This is a genomic window from Lentibacillus daqui, assembly GCF_027186265.1.
Lineage (GTDB): Bacteria > Bacillota > Bacilli > Bacillales > Amphibacillaceae > Lentibacillus_C > Lentibacillus_C daqui.
Genome location: NZ_CP114176.1, coordinates 879,618 through 900,271, shown reverse-complemented (window position 1 = coordinate 900,271; position 20,654 = coordinate 879,618). Strand labels below are relative to the sequence as shown.

Annotated in this window: 19 protein-coding genes and 3 tRNA genes; 7 read left to right on the top strand and 15 right to left on the bottom strand. The window is 39.6% G+C overall.

Annotated elements, in window-relative coordinates:
- Positions 1 to 255: 255 nt before the first annotated feature.
- From O2S85_RS04740 to O2S85_RS04715, 6 genes are all read right to left on the bottom strand, one after another.
- Positions 256 to 1,632: an amidase gene (locus tag O2S85_RS04740; protein WP_500796418.1), complete on the bottom strand. Its 1,377-nt coding sequence runs from the start codon at positions 1,630 to 1,632 to the stop codon at positions 256 to 258.
- A complete protein-coding gene (locus tag O2S85_RS04735; RefSeq protein WP_269411558.1) occupies positions 1,625 to 1,837 on the bottom strand; it encodes a hypothetical protein in 213 nt (70 codons plus the stop codon). The genes O2S85_RS04740 and O2S85_RS04735 overlap by 8 nt, the downstream gene beginning before the upstream one ends.
- Positions 1,838 to 2,246: 409 nt before the next feature.
- Positions 2,247 to 3,341, bottom strand: coding sequence for an amidohydrolase (locus O2S85_RS04730; RefSeq protein ID WP_269411557.1), 1,095 nt, complete (start codon positions 3,339 to 3,341; stop codon positions 2,247 to 2,249).
- A 246-nt stretch (positions 3,342 to 3,587) separates the two neighbouring features.
- A complete protein-coding gene (locus tag O2S85_RS04725) occupies positions 3,588 to 4,697 on the bottom strand; it encodes a mandelate racemase/muconate lactonizing enzyme family protein (RefSeq protein ID WP_269411556.1) in 1,110 nt (369 codons plus the stop codon).
- A 334-nt stretch (positions 4,698 to 5,031) separates the two neighbouring features.
- Positions 5,032 to 5,451 carry a GlcG/HbpS family heme-binding protein gene (locus O2S85_RS04720; RefSeq protein WP_269411555.1) on the bottom strand — a complete coding sequence of 140 codons (420 nt, stop codon included), beginning with the start codon at positions 5,449 to 5,451 and terminating at the stop codon, positions 5,032 to 5,034.
- A gap of 366 nt (positions 5,452 to 5,817) precedes the next feature.
- Complete coding sequence (locus O2S85_RS04715; protein WP_269411554.1) at positions 5,818 to 6,804, bottom strand: diaminopimelate dehydrogenase; 987 nt, start codon at positions 6,802 to 6,804, stop codon at positions 5,818 to 5,820.
- Between the two features lie 205 nt (positions 6,805 to 7,009).
- On the opposite strand from O2S85_RS04715, the gene O2S85_RS04710 reads away from it, so the two are divergent.
- Entirely contained in the window at positions 7,010 to 8,278 is a 1,269-nt protein-coding gene (locus tag O2S85_RS04710) for a SulP family inorganic anion transporter (protein WP_269411553.1), read from the top strand.
- Between the two features lie 181 nt (positions 8,279 to 8,459).
- On the opposite strand, the gene O2S85_RS04705 is transcribed toward O2S85_RS04710, so the two are convergent.
- The gene (locus tag O2S85_RS04705; RefSeq protein ID WP_269411552.1) at positions 8,460 to 9,122 is read right to left on the bottom strand and encodes a plasmid pRiA4b ORF-3 family protein; all 663 of its coding nucleotides are present in this window, start codon (positions 9,120 to 9,122) and stop codon (positions 8,460 to 8,462) included.
- 398 nt (positions 9,123 to 9,520) lie between these two features.
- Between O2S85_RS04705 and O2S85_RS04700 the strand changes: the two genes are divergently transcribed.
- From O2S85_RS04700 to pcp, 4 genes are all read left to right on the top strand, one after another.
- Positions 9,521 to 9,811, top strand: coding sequence for a hypothetical protein (locus tag O2S85_RS04700; protein ID WP_269411551.1), 291 nt, complete (start codon positions 9,521 to 9,523; stop codon positions 9,809 to 9,811).
- 357 nt (positions 9,812 to 10,168) lie between these two features.
- Positions 10,169 to 10,873 (top strand): DUF969 domain-containing protein, encoded by a 705-nt coding sequence (locus O2S85_RS04695; protein WP_269411550.1) that lies wholly within the window; start codon positions 10,169 to 10,171, stop codon positions 10,871 to 10,873.
- Positions 10,874 to 10,877: 4 nt separating this feature from the next.
- Positions 10,878 to 11,831 carry a DUF979 domain-containing protein gene (locus O2S85_RS04690; RefSeq protein WP_269411549.1) on the top strand — a complete coding sequence of 318 codons (954 nt, stop codon included), beginning with the start codon at positions 10,878 to 10,880 and terminating at the stop codon, positions 11,829 to 11,831.
- A 12-nt stretch (positions 11,832 to 11,843) separates the two neighbouring features.
- Positions 11,844 to 12,494, top strand: a complete 651-nt coding sequence (pcp, locus tag O2S85_RS04685; protein WP_269411548.1) for a pyroglutamyl-peptidase I — start codon at positions 11,844 to 11,846, stop codon at positions 12,492 to 12,494.
- 355 nt (positions 12,495 to 12,849) lie between these two features.
- Here the strand turns inward: pcp and O2S85_RS04680 are convergent.
- The 6 genes from O2S85_RS04680 to O2S85_RS04655 form a co-directional block, all read right to left on the bottom strand.
- Positions 12,850 to 12,922: transfer RNA gene (locus O2S85_RS04680), tRNA-Ala, on the bottom strand.
- Between the two features lie 17 nt (positions 12,923 to 12,939).
- A tRNA-Pro gene (locus O2S85_RS04675) sits at positions 12,940 to 13,013 on the bottom strand.
- A 4-nt stretch (positions 13,014 to 13,017) separates the two neighbouring features.
- Positions 13,018 to 13,093, bottom strand: a tRNA-Gly gene (locus O2S85_RS04670).
- Between the two features lie 324 nt (positions 13,094 to 13,417).
- On the bottom strand, positions 13,418 to 14,296 hold the full coding sequence (locus O2S85_RS04665) for an Rpn/YhgA-type helix-turn-helix domain-containing protein (RefSeq protein WP_269411547.1): 879 nt from the start codon (positions 14,294 to 14,296) through the stop codon (positions 13,418 to 13,420).
- A gap of 450 nt (positions 14,297 to 14,746) precedes the next feature.
- Positions 14,747 to 16,081 carry a C1 family peptidase gene (locus tag O2S85_RS04660; protein ID WP_269411546.1) on the bottom strand — a complete coding sequence of 445 codons (1,335 nt, stop codon included), beginning with the start codon at positions 16,079 to 16,081 and terminating at the stop codon, positions 14,747 to 14,749.
- A gap of 154 nt (positions 16,082 to 16,235) precedes the next feature.
- A complete protein-coding gene (locus tag O2S85_RS04655) occupies positions 16,236 to 16,919 on the bottom strand; it encodes an MgtC/SapB family protein (RefSeq protein WP_269411545.1) in 684 nt (227 codons plus the stop codon).
- A gap of 178 nt (positions 16,920 to 17,097) precedes the next feature.
- Between O2S85_RS04655 and O2S85_RS04650 the strand changes: the two genes are divergently transcribed.
- Positions 17,098 to 17,994: an AEC family transporter gene (locus O2S85_RS04650; protein WP_269411544.1), complete on the top strand. Its 897-nt coding sequence runs from the start codon at positions 17,098 to 17,100 to the stop codon at positions 17,992 to 17,994.
- Positions 17,995 to 18,160: 166 nt separating this feature from the next.
- Here the strand turns inward: O2S85_RS04650 and O2S85_RS04645 are convergent, their stop codons facing one another.
- Positions 18,161 to 18,568 (bottom strand): GNAT family N-acetyltransferase, encoded by a 408-nt coding sequence (locus O2S85_RS04645; RefSeq protein WP_269411543.1) that lies wholly within the window; start codon positions 18,566 to 18,568, stop codon positions 18,161 to 18,163.
- Between the two features lie 123 nt (positions 18,569 to 18,691).
- A complete protein-coding gene (locus O2S85_RS04640; protein WP_269411542.1) occupies positions 18,692 to 18,868 on the bottom strand; it encodes a type II toxin-antitoxin system TacA family antitoxin in 177 nt (58 codons plus the stop codon).
- 275 nt (positions 18,869 to 19,143) lie between these two features.
- On the opposite strand from O2S85_RS04640, the gene O2S85_RS04635 reads away from it, so the two are divergent.
- On the top strand, positions 19,144 to 20,652 hold the full coding sequence (locus O2S85_RS04635) for a TIGR02677 family protein (protein WP_269411541.1): 1,509 nt from the start codon (positions 19,144 to 19,146) through the stop codon (positions 20,650 to 20,652).
- Positions 20,653 to 20,654: the final 2 nt, after the last annotated feature.

Below are 20,654 nucleotides of genomic sequence, written 5' to 3'. Positions count from 1 at the left end.
AACATGTGAAATTAAATTTCAATATCAAACAAAAATATTATATAAATTGAATTTTTATTTCATTTTACATCATTTTTCAACAACCCCCATCACAAATCCAAGCATTAAAATACAGCACAACCAACAGTTGGGACTGCAAATTGTGCTGTAAACATGGATCGACATTCCTGTTAAAGGACCAATAGATAAGGTGATTCGATATATTTAACCAGTATTTTGAGAAATTCTGCTGCGTCGGATCCATTTCCCTTTCTTCTATCCCTGCTCCAAAGCATAACCAACATTTAATACAAGCCCTTCTTTGAATGCCGGTCCCATAATTTGCAGGCCGACTGGTAATTCACTTTTATAGCCACATGGTACGGAGAGCGCAGGCAGCCCAGTTAGGTTCCCTGGTCCGGTAAAGCGCACGATATTGTCCATGAGGTCTACTCTTCTTCCATTAATTTCTGCATCATCCTCCCCAATTTTTGGCGGTAACATGGGTAGCGTTGGGAAAATGAGGACATCGACTTTTTCAAAAGCCTTTTGGAAATCTTGTTTCAATTGTCGTCTTACTTGCTGTGCCTGAAGATAATCAACTGCTGACGGTATTTCTCCAAGTTCGAATAACAGCCGGACATCATCACCAAAATCATCTGGACGCTCTATTAGATTTCGATGATGAACAGTCGATGCCTCTGTTAAAGCCGTTATCATTTCTGCCCATTCACTGTATTGGAGGGTGGGTATTTTTATCTCGACGACTTTTGCCCCTTGATCAACCAGCCTTTGAATATTTTTTCGAACCAATGCTTCAATTTCTGCATCTACCTGATGGAAAAAATATTCCTCATTTACACCGATAACCAGATCTTTCACATTACCGGTCAGTTGTTTGGTATAATTTTCAACAGGAACATTTAACACAGTCGAATCATTTTTATCAAAACCGGCGATGACTTCGAGTAATCCCGCAGCATCTTTGACCGTTTTTGTCATCGGTCCGATATGATCAAGTGACCAAGATAATGGAAAACAACCATACTTACTGACCAGTCCGTATGTGGGTTTTAAGCCGACAATACCACAAGCTGATGAAGGAATACGAATGGAACCGGCTGTATCCGTGCCTAACGAAGCAGCGCTCATATCAGCAGCAACTGCAGCACCAGATCCACCACTTGAACCTCCAGGAATATGCTGTAAATTTCGCGGGTTCCTGGTTGGTCCAAAATGTGGGTTGTTGGTGGTCGCACCCCAAGCATATTCATGCATGTTCAATTTTCCAGTCAAAACCGCTCCGGCCTCTCTCAACTTTTTTACAACAGTCGCATCATAGTCCGGGACAAAGTTTTGGTGGATTTTCGAACCTATCGTTGTAACATCATTTTTAATGTACAAGTTATCTTTAATGGCCATGGGAATTCCATGATACATCCCACGATAATGGCCAATCCGTATTTCTTTGTCCGCCTTTTCAGCAGCTTCTACCGCTTCTTTTCGCGAAAAACTAATGTAAGCATTAATCTCCTTGTTTTTTGTCTCCGCATGATCCAATACAGCTTTAGTTAGTTCAACCGAGGAAATCACCCTTGTTTCAAGTAGTGGTGCCAGTTCTTCAACTGATTTCGTGATCAACGAATTACTCAACGTGATCACCTCCTGGGATATTCCGCACCGCAATGTCTGCATCGTCTATCTTGGCGTTTTCCAAATTTCCCTTTAATTCCTCTAATGCCTGCCAGCGGGATTCTAACACGTTTACATGTCCCTCCCCAATTTGAATGCCTTTGCTTGTCAAAATTTGTTCAATCGACAAACCCAATCCATTCAGCTCCTTTTTTTCGTTGTCCATGATTATAATGCAAGTACGATTGGTTAGGAAAATTTGCTATGTTGATGAGACGAGGTTTTATATAAGTTATCCAATCATCATACCAATTCATATCTATGTCCTGTCCGAAGAAAATATGCGAAGGTTGTAGGTAGGATAAGGATGGTTAATAGACTACTGGAAAAATAACGATCAGCAAATTTCTCTTCTTACTTTGCGAACTTACCCTGCTACATGAAATGATGAAATATTTTACGGCAGGTTTGGCAGTTTTTACAGCGGTTTTCACTATTTTTACGGCGATTTATCTATTTTTATCGGCGGTTTCTGCACTTTTTACGGCGATTCATTTTTTCGGTAATGTAATTTAATCCGGTTGTTCCGCTGTTTTCCTCTTCATAAAAAAGAGGGACAGACTTAGAAACCGTCCCTATGCTTCTATGCAAGCTTCGACCAAAATATTAATTCCGTTTTCGATCGCTTCTTTATTAAAGGTCATTTGTGGGTGGTGAAGACCCGGGGTGACGTCTGCTCCAAGTGCCAACATGGTCGCCTTGATGTTCGGCCGCATTAACGTATAATAGTGAAAATCATCTGAACCTGGTGTAATAATCGTTGGTTGGGTGTGTTGTTTTCCTAAACTTTCCACAATCGCGTGATGCATGATGTCTTCTGCCTCTTGATTAATAATCGCTGCCGGAACATCATCATCCAGCGAAATCTCAATTGACACATCATAAATGGATGACAGATGACTGCAGATGGTTTGAATTTTTTCTTTCATTTTATCCATTACATCATTGGTTTGGGCACGTACATCAAGGCCGAATGTTGCTTCCCCCGGAATAATGTTTAAATTATCATTGCCTGCATGAAAATTGGTCATTTTAATTGTCGCCGGTATTTGTGGAGCGGTATGAATATGTTGCAGCTGTTGCACGATTGCTGTTCCCACTTCTACGGCATTGACCCCTTCGTGTGGACGTGCTCCATGGTGATCCACACCTTTAATCTTCCCTTTGACAAATAGACACGCGCCGTGTTGAATACCTGGCGCGCAATCCGGAAAATCGATCTCACTATAGGGGCGCACATGGACACCAAATAAATAATCCAAATCATCCACAACACCCTCATTGACGACCCGAACCGCACCATTTCCCTGTTCCTCAGCTGGCTGAAAAATTGCCCGTACCGTTCCTTTCAGCTGATCCTCCATACCCTTTAACCGATGCATAACACCAGTCACAATCGTCATATGCGCGTCGTGACCACATGAATGATTCGCTTGTAACTTGCCATTGACTTCTTGCAGAAGTGCATCCATATCGGCGCGCAAGCCTATTTTTGGCTGCCCGTTGCCAACTTCCACATAGAAACCGGGAATAAACTGAAATGCAACTGGTTGAAATCCAGCATTTTTAAAGTGGTTCATCAAATAATTGGATGTGTTTACTTCTTTTAAACTTACTTCTGCGTTTTCATGCAAATGTTGCCATAATGCCTGTAATTCTTGTTTTTGCATCGTGTTGCCTCCAATCAACATTTCCAGAGCCGGTTAGTTAGTCATTCTTTCATATGTTAGGGTTGACTGGTATCTATCCCATTAACAAATGATGTTCTTGATTGTGGGAAAACCTCTATCAGCGATTTTCCTGCTTTTATCAGCGGTTTTAGCTCTTTTATCAGCGGTTTCAGCTCCTTTATCGGCGATTTTACCACTTTTATCAGCGCCTCCAGCTAGTTCGCCGAAATAACTTGTATCCAGCTTTTAGCTAAGTTCTTTGTGTTTTACGGCTAGTTGTTGTAATGCGTTCATGTCCACCGTGATGCCCAGGCCTGGCTGATCAGTTATATTCACGTGTGGCAAGGTATAGCCTAGATTACCGACATCGGTTGAAAATTTAGTTGGGCCGGACAGTTCGGTTGAGACAATATTTTGCTTAGATAAGGCAACGTGGAATCCTGCCGCTGATCCAATGCTGGACTCAACCATGGATCCGATTTGACACTTAATACCAAACAAGTCTGCCTGTGTAGCAAGCTTGTATGATGGATAAATGCCGCCACTTTTCATCAGCTTAATATTGATATAATCCACCGCCCGATGTTCGACAAGGGTGCGCAAATCCTGTGAGGTTACTAAACTTTCATCAGCCATTAATGGAATGGAACTTGCCTCCTTTAATTCCTTGAACATGGACAAGCTTTCCTGGGCAATCGGTTGTTCCACCCAAGAAACATGAAATGGTTCCAGTTGCCGGATCATCTCCTTGGCAACCTGTACACTTTGCCAGCCCTGATTGACATCAACACGAATTTTCACCCGGTCCCCAACAGCTTGACGAACAGCCTGTACTCGCGCAATATCTTTAGTATGGTCAATTCCGAGTTTCATCTTAATTTCTTGATAACCTTCTGCAACCGCAGCCTTCGCTTGTTCAGCAAGTACTTCTGGTTCCAGAATACTTAATACTTTTGGGATGACTGGTTGTTGTTCTTTTCTGCCACCAAGCAATGTATAAACTGGCAGGTTGCTGTATTTTCCTAAAATATCGTAGCAGGCAATATCAACCGCAGCTTTTGCAGCCCCATTACGTACCAATTCCCGATCCATCATTGCATGGATGTCCTGAATATTTCCAGGATCTTTTCCTAACAGGGCGGGGACCAACTGATGCTTTAATGCCGCAAAAACGCTATGTACTGATTCCCCTGTGACATGTTCATCGGGTACACTCTCCCCAAAACCAACAATCCCTTCATCCGTTTCAATCCGAATAATGATTGCCGGCATCACATCGAAGGACGTATATGAAATAATGAATGGCTCTTTTAGTGGTAATTCTATTTGAAACACATCTACTTTGCTTATTTTCATCTATATTCAGCTCCTTGTTAAATGCACCGTTTACATGTTGTTATTTACAAGCTATACCAAACCACAGATCGTGTCAATGGTTTCTATCAATTACTATCTTTCTACTATAACACCCTTAAAACAGAGCAAAAAATTGGTTCACCAGGGATTTTTAATAATTAGAACATATATTACTTAGTTGAATGTAATCGTATGTTATTATTCGGATAACATACAAAAGGATCCCACCATTTTACAGCGGGATCCCTTTTAAATGAATGTTTTGATTACCGGTTCCAGATTGCAGTTGATGTTTGACTGAATCTCATTGATATTAGCGTTCTAAGGTTATATGCTAAGCGTTAAATTTTTCGTTAAACACTTTAACTGCTGCCTCAGAAACTTGGACATCATTTGCCACCGAACTTCCACTAACACCGACAGCACCAACTACTTTGTCATCCTTCACCAAAGGAAAACCACCACCAAACACGACAATCCGGCCATTGTTAGTTGTATTAATCCCGTAAAGTTCAGCATTTGGAACGGTCGCCTCAGCCAAATCCCCGCTAGGCATCTTCAATGCAACGGATGTCCATGCTTTATTGTGGGCAATGTCTATACTTGCAAGCCAAGCGTCATCCATGCGATGGGTTGCCACCAGATTTCCGTCCTCGTCTAGCACCGTAATTACCATTTGTACTCCGATCTTCTTAGCCTCTTCCTCTGCTCCAGCAATCAAGTCTTTCGCCACATCCAAATTAATAATCCCCAATGAAACATCCTCCTTTTTAAAAATACAAATGTAAACCAATGACTAAACAATTGGCTTCGCTTTTACCTTGTTGTTTCCCGCCGTTTTGCAAATGCAAACAAGCAACATTTTTATTGTATGCTGGAGTGTTTGGAAAAAGACTATTAAAAGATTTCGAGACACACGCATATTGAGTCCACTACTTTGCTAACAAAATCGATAGGGTATTCTTTATATAAATAGATAAAGCCGATGAAACGAATGTTGACTTTCCCGGCAGCTAAAATCCACGGTCTTTTTTCTAAACAAAATCGTTCATTTTGGTTGAACGAACGTGCTCAAATAAAAAGCCACTGATCGTCAGTGGCTTTTTAAGTGTTAAGTGTTTTATAAATAGTCCTTGCGTAATTCTTCCGGCGTCTTCGGTGAAATGTAACCTGGTGCGACATCATACACCGTTTTCGCTCCGTGTTGCCCGTCTTTATTTAAGCGATGGGCGGCTCGGGCATATGCTACCAGCACGCTTGAGGTAAACCCGGGATTGCTGTCCAGCTTCAAACTGAATTCAACGATCTGATTGTTGCCGTCACCGGTTTGTCCACTCCGGATGACAAAACCACCATGAGGCATGGCAGAATGATCCCGCTTCAATTCTTCCTCGGTAATAAAGTGTACGGTTGTCTCATATTCGTCAAAATAGTTCGGCATTGTTTTAATTTCCTGCTCAATTCGTGCTGTATCTGCCCCTTCCTCTGGGACAATATAGCATGTCCTTGTGTGACGATCGCTATTGGATGCCTCCGGATTTTCCCCATTTCTGACTTGTTCCATTACTTTTTCTGAAGGTATGGTATATTGTACACCATTCTTCACGCCATCAATCCTTCTTACTGCATCGGAATGTCCCTGGCTCAAGCCTTTACCCCAAAATGTGTATGTTTTACCCTGCGCCAACACTGCTTCAGACATCACGCGATTAATGGAAAACAATCCTGGATCCCAGCCAACCGAAATGATACTGGTTGTTCCGCTTGCCTGTGCAACTTTATCCACCGATGCAAAGTATTCCGGAATTTTAGCATGTGTATCAAAACTATCTACCGTATTAAACATCTTTGCAAAAGCAGGAACCTGTTCAGGTAAATCCGTAGCGGAACCGCCACACAAAATCATGACATCAATTTGCTCCTGGTATTCCTTCGCGTCGTCAATATGTAAAACCTTTACGTTTGGATCATTCACTTTTAATGTTTGTGGGTCTCTTCGGGTAAAAATAGCGACAAGCTCCATGTCTGGCTGTTGTCCAATTGCCATTTCTGCACCTTTTCCCAAATTACCGTAACCTACAATTCCTACATTGATCTTTTCTCCCATCAATCCTACCTCCGATACAACAGATTATTTTTATATTTTATCGTTTTTAAGGGTAATGTGCAATCATTGGGTAGTATTCAAATAGAAACTGTGGAGTACATGCCGTAGATGATATCACCAGTGAAGTCTTTGTTCGCCGGCGTCATAATTTATTAATAAATAGAATAATGTACAAGTATACCTGTACTATTCGGAGGCTTTTCCCATGATTTTTAAAATAATGCCCGGACTAAAACAACTTGTCCATTATCATCTTTCCTATTTACCAAATGATCTTACCGCTGGGATGGTGGTTGCCTTTTTATTAATTCCGCAAAGTATGGCCTATGCTGTCATCGCCGGTGTGCCAGTAGTTTTTGGTTTATTCGCTGCTATTTTCCCTGTCTTAATTTATGCCTTATTTGGTAACTCAAGATATTTAAGTGTAGGTCCGGTCTCAATTGCATCCCTGTTAGCCTTTACAGGTATTGCGGCACTTGTAAAGCCCCATTCGTCACATTTTTTCACCCTAATCATTCTGTTGACCTTAATCGTTGGCGTGGTGCAACTGATGTTGAGTCTCATTAAGTTTGGTTCCTTTTTTGATTATATTTCACCCGCTGTAATCAGTGGATTTACGTCAGCCGCCGCTGTTATTATTGCGATAACCCAAATTCCGGCAATTATGGGGGTCAGCTTGGCATCATTTCAAAATATTGCCGATTACCTTCTTGAAATCACTTATCACCTGCACCAAGTAAATATTTTCACAGTGATTCTTGGATTTAGCAGTCTATGGTTACTGATCATTTTAAAAACCAAATTTCATACATCACTAGGGCCACTAATCGTTATCGTAGCATCAATCATTATCGTCTATTTTTTCCATTTAGAGCAAAGAGGAGTCCAAATCATTGGAGGCATCCCACGGGGGTTACCAAGTATTTCTTTGCAACTTCCAACATTTGATACATTCTTATCATTACTTCCAATTGCTTTCATGATTGGTTTTATTTCGTTCGCTGAATCCTATTCGGTTGCCAAAACACTGGCTGCAAAGAAAAATGAACAACTGAACCCGAATCAGGAATTGCTGGGGTTGGGACTAGCTAATCTAACCAGTTCCATTGTTGGTGCCATTCCAGTGGCAGGAGCGATTTCGCGAACAGCGGTTAATCATCAATCAGGGGCTAAAAGCAATTTTTCTTTATTTGTTGCGGCAGCATTTGTCTTGATCACACTGCTTTATTTAACTCCTCTATTTTATTTTTTACCAAAAGCAACACTCGCTGCCGTCATTATTGTTGCAGTCACCAACCTGATTAATGTTAAGGATATGCGTTATTATCTGAAACACGCGCCTTTCTTGGCGATCATTATGCTTTCAACGTTTCTCGCTACATTAATGATTGATATTTTTGTTGGATTAATGATTGGTATTTTTCTTTCACTGTTGTATACGTTTATCAAAACAAAGCTATTGCATGTAACCTAGCTTTTGGTAAAAGTGGACTTGAATTAGAAATTTTACCCCGGCTCCATTGACACAAAAAGCCACTAATTAGTTTCAGTGGCTTATTTAAATATTATAAATGGGGAGAAGGAAAACACATTAAGTGAGCCAAGAAGAAGGATCCCCTGTCTCACCCAAACCGGCAAGACAGGAAACCAATCGTTTATTTACTTTTCTTATATTTAATAGACTTAAGCATGTAATTGATAAACTCCGGATCATATTCTCGGAAAAACTGTTCATTAGCCCATTCTTTCATATCCTTATGGTCCGGATGGGTTTCATTTCGATAAGCTTCAATAAAATCCTCATATCCAGGAATTCCACCAACATCTTCTGGAGGTGCAGTTTCCGCTCCATCGATCAGAATTGGATACCCATACTTGTAATCTTCTAAAATTTTCTCCAGTGTAATAATAAATTGCCAACCATCACCGTAGTCATAAAGATAAGGTAGTTCCTTGTATTTCTCCAAATACTTATCAATTTTGATTCCTGAAGGCTTGCGGACTACTGTTTTTAAGTTTTCCAGTTGCATATCCACAAACTCCATGTTTTCAGGAGAAGCATTCTCATACATCTTTAATTCGATTTCCTTCCGATTATTCATAAAATGCTTATGCTCCTGATAAGCTTCCTCATCGTTGGTCACACTTATATTTTCCTGTGGCAAATCAAATGCATATAAATGGTATCCATGAAAATTTGTTACTGTTTGGATCACATCATGCAGCCGCTTAAATGTTGCATCCGCTGGCATAATAACGCGACGCCAAATTGACGGGTCAGTGCCAATTAGTTCGATTTTAATTTGATATGCCTTCATTTATACTACCTCTTTTCTGTTGGATTGCCTGAATTTCAATGTTTCAGAACACTATGTACCCCGTGTAATAACCATAGTCTCTTGTCCGCTGATACTATCAAAAATCCTCGTTAAAAAATATTTCCCTTCAACACAATAGGTAAAATGGCATTTTTACTATTCACGAACAACCTTATTTATGCATGGTATATCCATTAACGACCAATTTTAAACTAGCAATCTACAGACTTGTCCTTCTCCCATATTCAATTTTCATTAATTCTTATGAATATTCCCTTATCCCATACCTGTTTTTAGCCATCCTAGCCTATCCTCATATTAACCCTAAATTCACTGTAATTTTATTGTAGGTTTTTGCATAGTCTTGTTAAAGAACCTCTATAAGGAGATGATACATCATGAGTGACGAAAAGCATGAGAAACATCAAAATCAAAAGAAAGATAACTTCATTAAGAGCACTTCCAAGGAAGCAACAGACCTCTTCGGTAATACTGTTGATTCAGCTGGACGTATCATCAAAACCGTTTCCGGAGAAGGTGGCCTTGTCGGGAAAGCAACCGATGCCTCTGGCCGAATTCTAAAGGGTGCAGCCGGAAAAGCTAATGACGTAATCGGAAAAACTTCCGAAGCACCTGGAAAACTATATAAAAAGGCACGGGGAAATCACGAAAAAAAACATAAAGAATAACGTTTTGGGGCGGAGAATAGTTTCTCCGCCCCATTTTTTAAAGTGTTGATTGCAAAGATATTATATGACACTTAACGTTACTTTGAAATGAAAAATTCATTGTTTTTCCTTTTTATCACGCTAGTAATTAAAGACATATTACACCCCTTATTTTGCATGCTCCACATTAACCCCACTGAAGCTAAGAACCCTCATTGTTTGTTTCATTGTGTAAATACTCTTCTTTTTTATTGAGTAGACAATCGTTTAAGAAGGCTCTATATAAATACCATTTTCTTACTCTTGTCGTAATTGTTGAATTATAGTAGAATAAGATAAAACTTTTCAAAAAAATTACGTTAAGAAAGCGGGTTTTATATGGTATTAATTGGAGTTGCCTTAATTGTGATAGGATTTGCGTTCCGTTTGAATTCATTGGTTGTAGTAACTGTCTCAGGATTAATTACAGGCCTTATTGGCGGATTATCAATCACGGACATTATTACGCAGTTCGGTGAAGCATTTACAACGAATCGTTATATGTCGATATTAATCGTTACACTACCAGTCATTGGGCTATTAGAAAAAAGCGGGCTACAAAACCAGGCGGCAAAACTTGTATCAAAAATCAAGGCTGCTACTGCGGGGCGTATTATCAATATTTATCTACTCATTCGTGAAATCGGTGCTGCGCTCGGTCTTAATAGTATTGGTGGACATCCTCAAACAGTCCGGCCATTAATTTCTCCGATGGCTGAAGGAGCTGCAGAAGCAAAATACGGAAAAATTCCTAAAAAGGACAAAGAAGACATTCGAGCCCATGCCGCAGCAGCTGATAATATTGGATTATTCTTTGGAGAGGATATTTTCGTGGCAGTCGGTGGAATTCTTTTAATGAAAGGATTCTTTGACCAAAATGGGATTGATTCAGACCCAATTATGATGGCACTCTGGGGCATTCCAACAGCAATTTTTGCATTTATTGTCCATTCGATTCGACTTCATCGATTTGATAAAAAACTGAAACAGAAATTTAGTCCTAAAAATGCAAAAATCCGAAACGGAACAACAATAAGGATGTGAGTGCATGATCTTTTCGGTTGAATTCATCTATATTATAATGGGAATCATAGGTTTATGCTGTTCATTTTATACGTTTATGGATAAAGCAAATACTCACAGAATCCAATCTGGGTTGTTCTACTTTATTTACGCCATTACACTATTATTCGGAAAAGTGATACCCCCCTTTTATATCGGTGTATTGGTCATTATTATGGTCATTATCGTTGGTATGGGTGGGCTTCGTAAAGGTGAATACGGTGAAGCGACTGAGCAGGAAAGAGAAACTAGCCGCAAACGTTTAGGAAATCTACTATTTTTGCCAGCGTTACTAATTCCGATTTTAACGGTAATAGGTTCAAAACTATTAGGCGGAATAAAAATTAATTCGATGGTATTATTTGATCCGGAAAACCCGACACTGGTGGCATTAGGATTGGCTTGTATCATCGCCATTATTACCGCGATGGCGTTAACAAAAAGTACGCCACGAACAACCATAAAAGAATCGCGACGACTTCTGGAGGCGATTGGCTGGGCGGTAGTATTGCCACAACTACTAGCAACGTTAGGAACTATATTTAACAAGGCTGGAGTTGGAGAAGTTGTTTCGGATGTAGTTACCAAAGTTATTCCTGAACATTCATTATTCTGGGGTGTATTTGTTTTTCTTATCGGGATGGCGTTATTTACGCTTGTAATGGGAAATGCCTTTGCAGCGTTTCCAGTTATGGCAGCAGGGGTAGCAATTCCATTTTTGATCAATAATTTTAACGCGAATCCAAACCAGATAGCGGCAATTGCAATGTTTGCCGGTTATTGCGGAACACTAATGACGCCAATGGCAGCGAATTTCAATATTGTTCCAGCAGCGTTGTTAGACTTGAAGGATAAAAATCATGTCATCCGTGTACAAGCCCCAACCGCACTCATTGTTCTCGGTTTCAATATTATTCTGATGTATTTATTAATAAGATAGGAGTATTTTTCAATGGTAAAAAAAGTATTACTAACAGGGTTCGATCCATTTGGCGATGATAAAATAAATCCTGCACTTGAAGCAGTGAAACAATTGGAAGGAAAGATATTGAGTGGGGGTTTGGAGATTATTACCCAAGAGGTTCCCACTGTATTTCATGAATCAATTGATGCAGTAAAAAAAGCTATTGACACACATAAACCTGATGTCGTTATTTGCGTGGGACAAGCTGGCGGCCGTACACAAATCACCATGGAGAGGGTTGCTATCAATGTCGACGATGCGCGTATTCCAGATAATAGGCAAAAACAACCAATAGATGAACAAATCGTCGAGGATGGTCCTGTGGCCTATTGGTCTACATTACCGATCAAACGGATCGTTCGCGACATGCGAGAAGCAGCTATTCCAGCAGCTGTTTCCAATACAGCCGGCACTTTTGTTTGCAACCATCTTTTTTATGGATTGATGAACTATCTGGCAACGGAAGCTCCGAAAATACGTGGAGGCTTTATCCATATTCCCTTTATTCCAGTACAAACCGCTGATAAAGATGCACCAAGTTTAAGTCTGGAGACGATTGTCCGTGGGTTGGAAATTGCTGCCGTCACCGCCGCAAATGAAAAAGAGGATATTCGGGAAATAGGTGGAGCGATACACTAGGGGCAGGAAGGTGATTTTCTTGTCCTGACTTTTTCCGACAATGCTTATGGAATATAATCAGCTACTCAAGTGATTTCCCTTCATATCAGATTGACCTTATGCCCTAGCGTTCAACTTTCCCATCGGCTTTATGTCTTATCCGTTCCAAATCATGCGGTGGTCTTCTTCACTAAAGGTAGTACACTTTAATAGACATGAAGTGCAGATGCTACATTTCCATTGAAGTCTAACCTTAGATTATGAAAAAATGTTGCTTGGAAAACATTAAAGACTCAAAAGCAAATGAAAGCAGAATCAGCAAACTTATAAAGGTAAAACGACGAAGGATAGTATATCACCTTCGTCTTTTCATCGATGGAGCCTAGCGGGATCGAACCGCTGACCTCCTGCGTGCAAAGCAGGCGCTCTCCCAGCTGAGCTAAGGCCCCTTATTTTTTTATAATAATCGGGAAGACAGGACTTGAACCTGCGACCTCCACGTCCCGAACGTGGCGCTCTACCAAGCTGAGCCACTTCCCGCACTTGGAGCGAAAGACGGGATTCGAACCCGCGACCCTCACCTTGGGAAGGTGATGTTCTACCAACTGAACTACTTTCGCAGCATCAGAAGCATTGATTTCAACAAAGAAAATATTAATACGAATGATGAAAAATGTCAACTTGCATGCTTAGGTATTACTTAAGTTTTGATATACACCTAAGTATCTCGACTCTAAATTAAAATAACGACATAAATCCAGAGATTGCATGTGATTTGAGAGCACGTTTCAAAATGGAAAACCAAAAGCAGAAACGAGGATAGTGTTTAATCACCGTATCCCCTAGACAACCAGGTTTCATCAAGTGTTCCAATGGTTTAAAAAAGATGGATCCAAAAACTTAGCCTTCATGTTTTGGATCCATCACATTCAATCCGACAATTTTTACAATTGCTTAATCTCCTGTTCAGACAAGCGGGTCACTTCAGCAATCAGTTCAATGGACATCCCTTTTTTCAACATCTCACGTGCTACTTCTTTGGTTCTAATTTCTTTGCCAATTTCTTTCCCTTTCTCAATTCCACGCTCTTCATACGAAATCGGTAACTCCATTATTTTTTCCGCATCAGGCAACTGTTTGATTTCCTTCGCCATTTCTTCTTCCTCCTTTTCAGACAGTATTAAATAGGTCTCGAAAAAGCCATAAATTAATCTCTCACGTGCCGGGTCCAATTCCATTCGGGTCATCATTCGTAAAAACTCGATTTTCACCTGTACTTTTTCTTCCTTTTTATAACCCATTTTACTCAATAATGCCGCGGCTGCTGGATTGTCAGACTTGATATAGTCTCTCCAGTTCTTTTTACGCAAGTGTAGCGTCAAATATTGAAACGTTAACACATGGGCAAACGGAAATTCCATCGTATATTCATCACGTTCCCACTTTTCGCTATAACTAAATATGGCTATCGGTACAATAGGCTTCTGGTATTTATTATACATCAAACTGAAATAACGAAACATCCGCTCATGAAAATTATCTTGTTTTTCGTTTTGCGGTTCAATGTGAACGATAATGACGGTATCTGTACTCTTTAGTTTCGTTTCAACGATAATATCCAGTCTTCTTGTATTCCCTTGGATTAGATCTGTGTAAACTTCTTGCGGATAAGGTTGGATCGAATGAAAATCAATATTGTGATGAATGTCAGGAAAAAATGCTTCCAAAAATTCTTCAAAAAATGTGTTGATTAATTGTTTGAATAGTTGGTCATGTCTGGTGTAGCCGGGGGATTCTTCTTTTACTACTGTGGTTACTGTCAATACAGCACTTCCTTTACGAGGGTATGAAGTAGGAGGCCAAGGTTCTAAATCTATTTTTAATATATCAGAAAAGAAAAATAAGAACAAGCGTTTTTTCATAATACATCAAAAAAGTTATAGTTACCGACAAAAATATTACTTATACGTGAGGTTCCAGGCATTCAATGGAACTGGGCTAGTACAACAATAAAAAATATTTTTTCTGCATTTATTGAAGTTGCTTTACCATTACCCTTACCATATTGATCCATACAAAAAAGGCCGGCAACGATAGAATACTTGCCAGCTTTTTTTGCATAAAGTGAAACTTCATCGTGCAATCAGGAATATACGGACTGTTTACCTTTCACGTTTTATGTTTACTCACGCTTAGAGGCGGGGGTATTATTACAGCCCGTTAATGCGTGATAAATCCCCACTACACTAATTTTCATTCTCGAAATGGTATGTTTATTTCATCAAAGCCAATGAACCCATCGGATCCCACGGCTCTAATACGATTGGTTCTTGCTCCCAGGCATTTTTTAGCTGGTCTGAAAGGAATTTCTTGTTAATAACAACTTGATAGGTATACTCATCCATCCAATCATCACTCATTACGAAATAACCCTTGTTGCCTACCTTTTCTCCCCAGCTGTTTTCAACCTTCCATCGGTTAGGTTTGTCATCTACAAGGTTGACACCTGTCAGCACCATCGCATGTGTTAGCATTCCATCATGGTAATCAAGACGCTCGGCTTTGGACATCTTTGTAGAATAGCCCAAAGCTTTTTCATAATCGTACAAAGCCGTATCCATGACACCGTCTTTACGATTGGAATCCTGCCCAACATCACAGCCGAACCAGACGCTTTCCTTATCTTTTATTTGCTGAATAGCGAGGTTTTTCAATGTCTCCATATCGACATTTAGATATTTGATCGGCGTACCTCCAACTACATTTCCCAAATATTGTACCGTGTAGGTTTTTCCATAAGGTTTATCTTGTGTTGGTGCATGTATAATGCTCACGTAGTCGTTTAAATCAACGTCAACATATTTTTGGAAAAATGTCTGCGGTGTTAAATCTTGTTCCCGATGAAAGACCTCCGCTTCATCCCGATATTCAAAATCAAATGTTTTTGGTGGTTCGCCCAGTGCGTAAACAAGCAGTTTATACACTTCAGAGAGCATATCGGCTTTTACCTGCTGCAAGTTATCTTTTCCTTCTTGCTGTAATTTGCGGAGTTGGATCGCGTCTTTGCGTAATTTTGCATTCAACAGATGATTTAATTCGCTCGATTTTCTGCTATGAAATGTTTCTGGCATCACCTTTTTAGGCACTACACCGTATTTTTCAATTAGTGAAACAAACATATCCCACTGTCCACCGTCTTGTTGCGGTGTTGTCAGCAACCAAGCTACCAATCTACCCTCAAGCGGTTGATCAGCTGTTTCCAAAATATTTTCATAGAAATAGTTTGCTTTTTCAAATTTATCCCAGAAGTTCACATAGTTTTGTGACAGCTCAAAGTCTTTGAGATTAAATTGCTTGTTAAGCTTATGCGAAAAAGTATTTAACGCAGCAAACATCCAGCAGCGACCGCTTTGCTCCTGGTTAAACGCTTTACCTGTATCCAGTTCTTCGGAAAACACTGGATTCATTTCGATGGATGAAGCCATATTTTCTGTTGCAGCTTGAAAACCGTTTTTCTTGATGGCGTGCATGATGACTTCACTTTCAGGGTGATCATGGATAGCTTCTGAAAGCTCGTTGATCATATCTTTGGAAATGTTTTCGGACATTTGGATTCCCCCCTCTTGATGATATATTTTTATTGTATGCCTATTGGAAGTATAGTTCAAAAGTTTAATATAAATGACATGTTTAACTTAATGTCTGTCTTTGGGCTAAAACAAAAACGCTCCAGTTTAACCATTTCCTGTTTTGTTTCCGCCTTCATTCTCTGATATCCATCGTCTCCACGCCCTCGATTTGCGATAATTTCATATACAGGTCAGTGGCTTTTAATTTCCCTGTAATGTTAACCTTTAGCACAATTAAAAATGGCCTGTCCTTACTTTCCTTGATCCGGATTTTTTTGATCGAACGAACTTCTTTTTCGACTTTGGCAATCACATCTGGTATGTCCCCCCGATCCTTCACCCCAATTCTTAAAGTCAAATCCCGGGAATGAAAAAATCGCCTCTTCACATGATTACTTAACGCTGGAAGCAATTCCACACTGCCCATCAACAACACCACGCCAACGATAGATTCCACATAAAAACCCGCACCGGTTGCCAGCCCAACCCCAGCAGCACCCCAAACCATTGCTGCAGTGGTCAACCCGGAAATCGTGTCATCCTCCCTCCGCAAAATAACCCCAGCACCCAGAAAACCAACACCGGAAACAATTTGTGCTGCCAAACGAAGCGGATCCATTCGAATCGTAATATAATCCGAATCAGGAAATATGTATGCCGACTGAATCGAAACAATGGTCAATAAACAGCTTGTAATCGAAATAACCAAACACGTCTTTAATCCCAACGGCTTCCCCTTATACTCACGCTCAAGCCCAATCACCAAACCGAGCACTGCGGAAATCACCAGCCGTAATAGCATTTCATAATCAAACATAGATATTTCACCCCATTGAAAGGAGATATTTCAATTTTCTTATTCCTAAATTCAACCATATTTATCTGAAAAAAACAAGGAAAGGTTATGGGACGAGTGAGTCAAGTTGCACAGTCTGCCCATCTAACACAAATATGATACACTATTCCTTAGTTTGATTAGATGGAGATGTTTGTTGATGGGTTTGTTTCTTAGTGTAATTTTGCCAATTATGGCGGTGTTTGCTTCAGGGTTTATTTTACAACGGATGCGGGTGTTGGATGTATCATCGGTGGCGGCGGTTTCCTTATATATATTGTCACCGGCGTTAGTATTTACTACTTTATATGATGCAGAATTTGATCGTGGCTTTTTGGTCGTACTCGTATTCATGTTTCTTCTATTTTATGTCATGGTGTTATTAAATAAAATCCTGGCAAAAATTTTCAAGTGGGATCGAAATACAGAGAGTGCATCCATTCTGGCAACAGGTTTTATGAATTCAGGTAATTATGGTTTACCAGTAGTGCTGTTCAGCGTAGGCGAGGCAGCTGTACCGTATGCGATTTTTATTATGGTGATTCAATCGTTGCAAAATAATTTCTTTGGAATCTATTATGCTTCAAGAAGTACGAGTGGAATGAAACGGGCGCTCCTAAACGTGATGAAAATGCCAACCACGTACGCAGCAATTCTAGCATTTATCCTTCATTATTTTTCAGTTGGCATTCCAAACGCTATCCATTCTACCTTGTCCATGGTTGGAGATGCTGCCATACCGGTCATGATGATTATGCTTGGCATGCAGCTTGGTTCGATAACAGGTTTGAAACTTAACTGGCAAGTTGTTACCTCAGCAGTAATACTAAAAATGATCGCAGCGCCAATTATTGCTTGGGCTTTTGTACTAATTGTCGATGTTGATCCTGTTATCGCGGCAGTGCTGATTATTATTTCCGCGATGCCAACCGCTGCAACAACGACTATGTATGCCATCGAGTTTGATACCGAGCCAGAGTTGGTGTCTAGTATTACATTGATTGCCACATTGGCGAGTGTTGTGACGCTGAGTGTGTTGTTGAATATTGTGGTGTAAAATAGATTTTGTTGGTAGTCTTAATGTGTGGTTGATAAAGTAACCCTTTTTTACCATACGCATTTATTTAAACATCATTAACCACTAAATAATCCCTATCTGTTTTACGATAGGGATTAAACAATTACTATTTACAAACATCAAAATAAAAGATGATACTATTATTTCAACTATCCAACAATTCTATTAACCCTTTTGTATTCATCCCCATCATATCAAACTTTCCTTCCGACCTTATATGCATGAATCCGTGTTTAGCATAAAAGCCCTCGGCACTTTTAGTTGATTCTACAGTAATCAAAGAACAGCCAGACATTTGGGCAACTTTAGCGCAATTATATAAAACCGAACTCATAAGAAAACTTCCATAACCCTGTTTCATATAATTATTGTCTACACCTAAATAATGAAGCCTGATCGCAGGAATCTCTTTAACTTCATGGGGAAGGAACACATTTAATTCTTCTCTTTTGCTCTTATTGATTTTAACTACATTGTTAAATAATGAATAGAAGCCAATTAAATTTTTATTTCCATCAAGAACCAAACGTGTTCTGACCACATTCCTTTCCATTAATTCAAGTGATTCCTCTTGTAGGAATATTTGCACATGGTCATCCCCGTCAGCATCCGTACATCTGAAATCACTTATTATTGTTCTTATGTTTTATATTTAACCATTCTTCAAAGAGAGAATTTACTTCTTCCATCCAGAATTATCTTTCCAACTTTGATATTGTTTCATCAGTTTTTTCACACGTTCATTGGGTTCTGGAGGATTGTTTAACATTTTAACAAAATCATCGTACTCTTTTTCAGACTTAAAATTAATTTCTGCTGATTTAATAGGTTTGTGTTTGATTACTGTATCCATATCTTTTTCCTCCTTCTTATCACACATTACATCACATCCTTTTGGATAACATATGATGAAGTGTGCCCTTTTATTAATATCATTATAACATAGAATACTTATAATTAAATGAATAGTAAAATGTGAAGTTGGTGGTGGAAGGGAAACCCCCAATGAATGCAGTTTCGCTTTATTTGAATTTTCTTTCCAGCTATGCTTTAGACATAAATCTCATATAAAAAGCTGTTTCATCAAGACAGTACATGTTATAATTTTGTCGAAAGGTGGCTCGTAACATGAAGTTAGAACAACGAATGCTATCCCCCTTTGTAAAAGCAAAATATTTATCAGAACCTAATTATAGACGCTATACAAGTATCATTCATTACTTATACCAGCAGCATGAGTACTACTATGGTCCTCCTGCTTTGCAAGGTGATATTTTTAACCATATTATTGAAAACGACACCTTGCAATTGTTTACCGATTATACCGAAAAACAATTAGATGAGGACTTAAAACAATTGGAAGAATGGGGCAATGTTGTTTCACATGCAGATAATTCCCGTGTAAGCAAAATCCAGGATTATAACCGAAGCAGGCTACGCTATCAATGCACTGATGAAACCATCGAAATCGAACGGATGCTGGAAAAACTGGATGGTCAGATTCATCGCATCAAAGGTTCCCTGGATTCAAAGATGGTCAGCTCATTGGCAGCGCTCGTGTTGCAATTTCAAAAAATGGCGTTCGACTCACCCTTATCCAAAGACGAACGTTCAGAATTCAACGAACTTTGGACAGATATGATCAAACGGTTTAAGACATTACGAGAGGAAGCTTCGGACTATCTTGGTATTATCCAAAGCAGAAATATTGAAGAAGCAATGCAAAGCAAGGATATTAGTGCATTTCGGGTCAAATTCACTACCTATTTGACCGATTTCATCATCGCTTTACAAAATAATACCTTTATTATGGAATATGCATTAAAGGATATTCAAAATAGAGGACTTGTCGATCGGGCTATTAAGGAACTAATCATCTATCAAAAGGACAAGCCAAACTTGGAAGAAGAAATCAAAGATGAAGAGATGGCGGAAATCTATCAAATGCAATGGAATGGGATTCAAAAATGGTTTGTCCAAGATGAATACGGCGAACGATATGTCAATTATCTGCTTAAACAGACGAACGAAACAATCAGCAAGTTTATGAAATTCCTGGAACAGCTTACTGAAAGAGAACAACAAATGAAAAGCAGAAAACATGAATTTCTACATTTGGCAAAATTATTTGAGGAAGAGGAGAACTTTGATAACTGCTTGCAGATGTTTGGCGCAATCACCAATATTGAAAACCCACCACATTTCTTTTCCGAGCGAAATCAAGAAATTTATCCAGACGAAACGATCATTGAGCAAGGTCCGGAAACCAAAGCCCTAAACAATGTCAAAACAGCAGGCGTCCGTAAGAAAAAACAAATCGCTGTCATTGAACCTAGTGACGAAGATAAGCAATTATTGGAAGATCTGCGACGACAAAAAGCGTATGAGGAAGAACAGCTTGCAGCGTTTACCCAACGTGGCAGGGTTGAGCTTGGTAAAATAGAGAAGGTCGAAAGCTTTATTTTGCATGCAATACTGGAGTGGATCAGCAAGGCAAATTCCACCAAAACCAAGCGTGGCAAAACAGATAACGGCGTAAAGTATTATATTAAGAGAAATAGTAACCAGTTGATAACCGTTCAAACAACCGAGGGTACGCTAACCATGGATGATTATGTCATTAATTTCGAGGTGTAGGC